The following is a 7,103-nucleotide window of genomic DNA, read 5'->3' as shown; positions in this document are numbered from 1 at the left end:
CGCGAGGCCGGCATCCAGCGCCCCGGCGGCGTCTCGCTGGCGTAGCGCAACACGCCGTCGGCGTCGAACGCAAGCAGCAGGCCCCGAGGCTGGATCGCGCCCGGGATGTGGACGGGATCACGTTCACAATTGGCGAGCGTGACCGCGGGAGGAGAGGGGGTGGGCGCTGTCATTCTGGGAGAAGGAAGGCGGCGCTGTCTGATGTCATTATGTCAAAATTGTCAGCGTTCTTGTAAGAATGTGCGCTTCCTTTGCAGGGCCGCCCGTGCCCCCTGTGCGGCCAGGCGCGCAGCGCGGCTGCGCGCGCCCGCCGCGCCTGCGGGCGGCGTCAGCCCCGCTGGGCCTCGATCAGGCCGTCCAGCTTTTCGGCGTCGGCCACGAACTGGCGTATGCCTTCGGAAAGCTTGTCGGTGGCCATGGCGTCCTGGTTCAGCAGGGTGCGGAAACTGACCTCGTCGGCGGGAACGCGTTCGATGTCCGCGGGCAGCCGGTCGGGGCTGAGCTGCGCGGGGGCGTCTCCCTCGGTGTCGGCCAGCTTGCGCAGCAGCTCGGGGCTGATGGTGAGCAGGTCGCAGCCCGACAGCGCCAGGATCTGGCCCACGTTGCGGAAGCTGCGCCCATGATCTCGGTTTCGATGCCGAAGCGCTTGTAATAGTGGTAGATACGGGTCACGGACTGCACGCCCGGGTCGTTGGCGCCGGCATGCTCGTCCTCGGCCCAGGCGGCGCGGCCGCCTTCTTGTGCCAGTCGTAGATGCGGCCCACGAAGGGCGAGATCAGCTGCGCGCCGGCATCGGCGCAGGCCACGGCCTGCGGCAGCGAGAACAGCAGCGTGAGGTTGCAGTGCACACCTTCGGCCTGCAGCGCGCGGGCGGCCTGTATGCCTTCCCAGGTGGAGGCGATCTTGATGAGCACGCGCTCGCGCGGCACGCCGGCGGCTTCGTAGAGGGCGACCAGGGCGCGGGCGCGCTCGATGGTGCCGCGCGTGTCGAAGGAAAGGCGCGCGTCCACTTCCGTGGACACCCGGCCCGGCACGATGTCGAGAATGGCCCGCCCGAAAGCCACCAGCAGCCGGTCCATGAGCTCGGCGGTGGAGGCGCCCCGGTGGTCGCGCGCGGTCTGCTCCAGCAGCGGGCGGTAGGCTTCCTGCTGCACGGCCTTGAGAATAAGGGACGGGTTGGTGGTGGCGTCGGTGGGACGCAGGGCCTTCATGGCCTCGAAATCGCCCGTGTCGGCGACGACGGTGGTGTGGTTGCGCAGGGCGTCTAACTGGCTGGGCATACGGTACGGCTCCGGTGCTGCTCACGGCGGGTTGAACGGAAAGAGAACCAAGCGTATCACCGCCTTGCCGCCCGCGCTGCCCGTTCTATGGCCGAGGCCGCCGCCAACCGGCCGGATCGCCCGTTCCGGCCTTGCCTGGCGCGGTTTTCCGGGGAAAATGGCCGCTCAAGGTATAATTCGAAGGTTTGATTATCGATTCTGAAAACCGGGGTTTACTGTGCTGCCGCAACTTTTTCCCGAGGGGATCAACCGCTTCCCTCCTGCAATTCTGGCTCTGGCGGACGGTACCATCTTTCGAGGCGTGTCGATCGGTGCGCCTGGCCATACTGTCGCCGAGGTGGTGTTCAACACCGCCATGACCGGGTACCAGGAAATTCTCACCGATCCCAGCTACAGCGGCCAGATGGTCACGCTGACCTATCCGCACATCGGCAATACCGGCGTCAACAAGGAAGACGTGGAGTCCCGCCGCGTTTATGCCGCCGGCCTGGTGGTGCGCGACTGCCCGCCCGCGTGTCGAATTTCCGCGCCACGCAGTCCCTGCCCGAGTATCTGGCCGAGCAGGGCATCGTCGCCATTTCCGGCATCGACACCCGCAAGCTCACGCGCATCCTGCGCGAGAAGGGCGCCCAGGGCGCCTGCATTCTGGTCGGCACCGACGCCGAGCGCGCCGTCGAACTGGCGCAGGGCTTTCCCGGCATGGCGGGCCAGGACCTGGCCAAGGTCGTGTCCATCAAGGAAAACCTCGACTGGCAGGAAGGCACCTGGCGGCTGGGCCAGGGCTACGGCTCGCCCGAGCAGTCGCGCTTCCATGCCGTGGCCTATGACTACGGCGTGAAGAGCAACATCCTGCGCCTGCTGGCCGACCGCGGCTGCCGCATCACGCTGGTGCCGGCCGAGACGCCCGCCGACGAAGTCTTCAAGCTCCAGCCCGACGGCGTGTTCCTGTCCAACGGCCCCGGCGATCCCGAGCCCTGCGACTACGCCATCGAGGCCACCCGCGCCTTCATCGACCGCAAGCTGCCGCTCTTCGGCATCTGCCTGGGCCATCAGCTCATGGGCCTGGCCGTCGGCGGCAAGACCATCAAGATGAAGACCGGCCACCACGGCGCCAACCACCCCGTGCAGGACGTGGACACCAAGCGGGTGTACATCACCAGCCAGAACCACGGCTTCGCGGTGGATCCGGCCAGCCTGCCGGCCAACGCGCGCGTCACCCACATCTCGCTGTTCGACGGCACGCTGCAGGGCTTCGAGCTCACCGACCGTCCGGCATTCTGCTTCCAGGGCCACCCGGAAGCCAGCCCTGGCCCGCACGACATCATCGAACTGTTCGACAAGTTCATCACCCTGATGGCCGGCCAAAAGTAAAGACTGCATCATGCCCAAGCGTACAGACATAAAAAGCATTCTCATCATCGGCGCCGGCCCCATCATCATCGGGCAGGCGTGCGAATTCGACTATTCCGGCGCGCAGGCGTGCAAGGCGCTCAAGGCCGAGGGCTATCGCACCATCCTGGTGAACAGCAACCCGGCCACCATCATGACCGACCCGGAAACGGCCGACGTCACGTACATCGAGCCCATCACCTGGCAGGCCGTCGAGAAGATCATCGAGCGCGAGAAGCCCGATGCGCTGCTGCCCACCATGGGCGGCCAGACCGCGCTGAACTGCGCGCTGGACCTCGCCCACCACGGCGTGCTGAAGAAGCACAACGTGGAGCTCATCGGCGCCAACGAGCACGCCATCGAGAAGGCCGAAGACCGCCAGAAGTTCAAGCAGGCCATGACCGACATCGGCCTGGAATCGGCCAAGTCGGGCGTGGCCCACACCATGGACGAGGCCTGGGACGTCCAGCGTCGCATCGCCGCCGAGCTCGGCACCTCGGGCTTTCCCGTCGTGATCCGGCCCAGCTTCACGCTGGGCGGCACGGGCGGCGGCATCGCCTACAACGCCGAGGAATTCGAAACCATCTGCCGCCGCGGCCTCGAAGCCTCGCCCACCAGCGAGCTGCTGATCGAGGAATCGCTGCTGGGCTGGAAGGAATTCGAAATGGAAGTGGTCCGCGACAAGGCGGACAACTGCATCATCGTGTGCTCCATCGAGAACCTCGACCCCATGGGCGTGCACACGGGCGACTCCATCACCGTGGCGCCGGCGCAGACGCTGACCGACAAGGAATACCAGATCATGCGCGACGCATCGATCGCGGTATTGCGCGAGATCGGCGTGGACACCGGCGGCTCCAACGTGCAGTTCGCCGTCAATCCCAAGAACGGCCGCATGATCGTCATCGAGATGAACCCGCGCGTGTCGCGTTCGTCCGCCCTGGCCTCCAAGGCCACGGGCTTTCCCATCGCCAAGGTCGCCGCGCGCCTGGCCGTGGGCTACACGCTCGATGAACTCAAGAACGAAATCACCGGCGGCGCCACGCCCGCCTCGTTCGAGCCCTCCATCGACTACGTCGTCACCAAGGTGCCGCGCTTCGCGTTCGAGAAGTTCCCGCAGGCCGACGCGCGCCTGACCACGCAGATGAAGTCCGTGGGCGAAGTCATGGCCATCGGCCGCACATTCCAGGAATCCTTCCAGAAGGCCCTGCGCGGCCTGGAAGTGGGCGTGGACGGCCTGAACCAGAAAACCACCGACCGCGAGAAGCTGCAGGTGGAGCTGGGCGAGCCGGCCCCGAGCGCATCTGGTACGTGGGCGACGCCTTCGCGCAAGGGTTCTCCCTCGAAGAAGTGCACAACATCACGCACATCGACCCGTGGTTCCTGTCGCAGATCAAGGAAATCGTCGACATCGAGCTGGCGCTCGAGCAGAAGACGCTGGCCGACCTCGACTACGCCACGCTGTGGGAGCTCAAGCGCCGCGGCTTCTCCGACCGCCGCCTCGCCTTCCTGCTGGATTCCTCCGAATCCGAAGTGCGCAAGCTGCGTCACCAGCTGAACGTGCGCCCCGTATACAAGCGCGTGGACACCTGCGCGGCCGAGTTCGCCACCCGCACCGCCTACATGTACTCCACCTACGAGGAGGAGTGCGAGGCCGCGCCCACCGACCGCAAGAAGATCGTGGTGCTGGGCGGCGGGCCGAACCGCATCGGCCAGGGCATCGAGTTCGACTATTGCTGCGTGCATGCCGCGCTGGCGCTGCGCGAAGATGGCTATGAAACCATCATGGTCAACTGCAACCCGGAGACGGTGTCCACCGACTACGACACCTCCGACCGCCTCTACTTCGAGCCGCTGACGCTCGAAGACGTGCTGGAGATCGTCCACAAGGAAAACCCCGTGGGCATGATCGTCCAGTACGGCGGCCAGACGCCGCTGAAGCTGGCCCGCGCGCTGGAAGCCAACGGCGTGCCCATCATCGGCACCAGCCCCGAATCCATCGACGTGGCCGAAGACCGCGAGCGCTTCCAGAAGCTGCTCAACAAGCTCGGCCTGCGCCAGCCGCCCAACCGCACCGCCCGCACCGAGGGCGAGGCCCTGGCCCACGCCGCCGAGATCGGCTATCCGCTGGTGGTGCGCCCCAGCTACGTGCTGGGCGGCCGCGCCATGGAAATCGTGCATGAGCAGCAGGATCTCGAACGCTACATGCGCGAGGCCGTGAAGGTCAGCAACGATTCCCCCGTGCTGCTCGACCGCTTCCTGAACAACGCCACCGAAGTCGACGTGGACTGCCTGGCCGACGGCGAAACCGTCTTCATCGGCGGCGTCATGGAACACATCGAGCAGGCCGGCGTGCACTCCGGCGACTCGGCCTGCAGCCTGCCGCCGTATTCGCTGTCGGCCGACGTCATCGCCGAGATCAAGCGCCAGACCTCCATGATGGCCAAGGCGCTGAACGTCTGCGGCCTCATGAACGTGCAGTTCGCCATCCAGGGCGGCGACGTCTACGTGCTGGAAGTCAATCCGCGCGCCTCGCGCACGGTGCCCTACGTGTCCAAGGCCACGGGCCTGCAGCTTGCCAAGATCGCCGCCCGCGCCATGGCGGGCCGCACGCTGGCCGACCAGGGCGTCTCCAAGGAAGTGGTGCCCTCGTACTTCTCGGTCAAGGAAGCCGTGTTCCCCTTCGTGAAGTTCCCGGGCGTGGACACCATCCTGGGACCCGAAATGAAGTCCACCGGCGAGGTCATGGGCGTGGGCCAGAGCTTCGGCGAAGCTTTCGTGAAGTCCCAGCTGGCCGCGGGCGTGCGCCTGCCCGAATCGGGCACGGTGTTCATCAGCGTGAAGAACCAGGACAAGCCCCGTGCGGTGGAAGTCGCCCGCGGCTGCATGCCCTGGGCTTCAAGCTGGTGGCCACGCGCGGCACGGCCGCCGAGATCGAGGCCGCCGGCATCCCCGTGCAGACGGTCAACAAGGTCACCGAAGGCCGTCCGCACATCGTGGACATGGTGAAGAACGGCGAAATCGCGCTGGTTATCAATACGGTCGAGGAGCGCCGCAACGCCATCGCCGATTCGCGCACCATCCGCACGCAGGCGCTGGCCGCGCGCGTCACTTTCTTCACCACCATCGCCGGCGCCCGCGCGGCCGTGGAGGGCATGCAATATCTGCGTCAGGGGCTGGGCCTGCAGGTGTATCCGCTGCAGGAACTGCACGCCGGGCTCGCAGCGCAGTAAAGGCAAGGGGTGCGCCCGCGCGCCCCTTGCTCAGCACCGGAGGTATGCAATGAAGTGGTTCATCCTGGCGTTGTTCGCCGTATGCGCAACAGTCGTGCATTTCCGTGGCCGCGTCAGGCACAGGTTTTCGCGGCAGGCGCTGGATCATTCCACGTTCACGGCGCCCCTGAACTGCTTCATGTACGCCTTTTCCGGCGTGCCCAACAAGCCCTATCTTTCCCTGGACGCCTTCCCGGAGCTGAAGGTGCTGCTGGAGCGCTGCGACGACATCCGCGCGGAAGCCATGCGCCTGTATGGCGACGGCCACATCAAGGCTTCCAGCAAGTACAACGACGCGGGCTTCAACTCGTTCTTCAAGAGCGGCTGGAAGCGCTTCTACCTGAAGTGGTACGACGCCGACCACCCCTCGGCCAACGAGCTCTGCCCCATCACGACCCGGCTGCTGGCCGACATTCCCACCATCAAGGCGGCCATGTTCGCGGCCCTGCCTCCCGGCAGCCGGTTGCCCCGCCACCGCGATCCCTACGCGGGCTCGCTGCGCTTTCACATGGGCCTCATCACGCCCAACAGCCCCGATTGCTACATCAACGTCGACGGGCAGGACTACTACTGGCGCGATGGCGAGGCGGTGGTCTTCGACGAAACCTTCATCCACTACGCCGAAAACAAGACCGACCAGAACCGCATCATCCTGTTCGCCGACGTCGAGCGTCCCATGCGCTACCGCTGGGCGCAGGCTTTCAATCGCAAGGTGGGCGGCTTCCTGCTGCGCGCGGCGGCCTCTCCCAACCAGGAAGGCGACGCCACTGGCGGCATCAACCGCATCTTCGGCGCGGTGTACGCCGTGCGGCGTTTCGGCAAGTCGCTCAAGAAAAAGAGCAAGCCCCTGTATTACCTGTCGAAATGGGCGCTCGTGGCGGCCATTTTTGCGCTGATCTTTCTTTGAACCCGGCGCGGCCGCGTTCCCGGCGGCAAACCACCGGCCGGTTGCGGCCGGCCGTCCGCGCCTGCAGCTGCCTACTTCTTGGAGCCCGGCATGCAACGAGTTTTCATCACCGGCTCCAGCAGCGGGCTCGGCCGCGCCCTGGCCGAACGCTACGCGGCGGCCGGCGCCACGCTGGGCTTGCTGGGCAGGCGGCAGGAGGCGCTGGCCGAACTGGCGGACCGCCTGCCGGGCGCGCACCGCAGCTACGCCGTGGAC

General features: G+C 66.4%; 3 protein-coding genes and 3 pseudogenes. 4 read left to right on the top strand and 2 right to left on the bottom strand.

Annotated elements, in window-relative coordinates; genetic code table 11:
* Together AD428_RS29730 and tal are read right to left on the bottom strand one after the other, a co-directional pair.
* On the bottom strand, positions 1-173 hold a 173-nt coding region (locus AD428_RS29730; RefSeq protein ID WP_369798800.1), incomplete at its 3' end, for a hypothetical protein.
* 155 nt (positions 174-328) lie between these two features.
* Positions 329-1,280: pseudogene (gene tal, locus AD428_RS20375) on the bottom strand (transaldolase).
* Between the two features lie 217 nt (positions 1,281-1,497).
* On the opposite strand from tal, the pseudogene carA reads away from it, so the two are divergent.
* The 4 genes and pseudogenes from carA to AD428_RS20355 all read left to right on the top strand — a co-directional run.
* Positions 1,498-2,651, top strand: a pseudogene (gene carA, locus AD428_RS20370) (glutamine-hydrolyzing carbamoyl-phosphate synthase small subunit).
* A gap of 10 nt (positions 2,652-2,661) precedes the next feature.
* Positions 2,662-5,902, top strand: a pseudogene (carB, locus tag AD428_RS20365) (carbamoyl-phosphate synthase large subunit).
* A 49-nt stretch (positions 5,903-5,951) separates the two neighbouring features.
* The gene (gene lpxO / locus AD428_RS20360) at positions 5,952-6,848 is read left to right on the top strand and encodes a lipid A hydroxylase LpxO (protein ID WP_053246387.1); all 897 of its coding nucleotides are present in this window, start codon (positions 5,952-5,954) and stop codon (positions 6,846-6,848) included.
* A gap of 90 nt (positions 6,849-6,938) precedes the next feature.
* A partial coding sequence (locus AD428_RS20355; protein WP_152968170.1) for an SDR family NAD(P)-dependent oxidoreductase occupies positions 6,939-7,103 on the top strand: 165 nt, incomplete at its 3' end.

It is taken from the genome of Achromobacter sp. DMS1 (assembly GCF_001270295.1).
The sequence above is the reverse complement of the archived record's forward strand: the minus strand, read 5'-3'. Positions and strand labels throughout refer to the sequence as shown.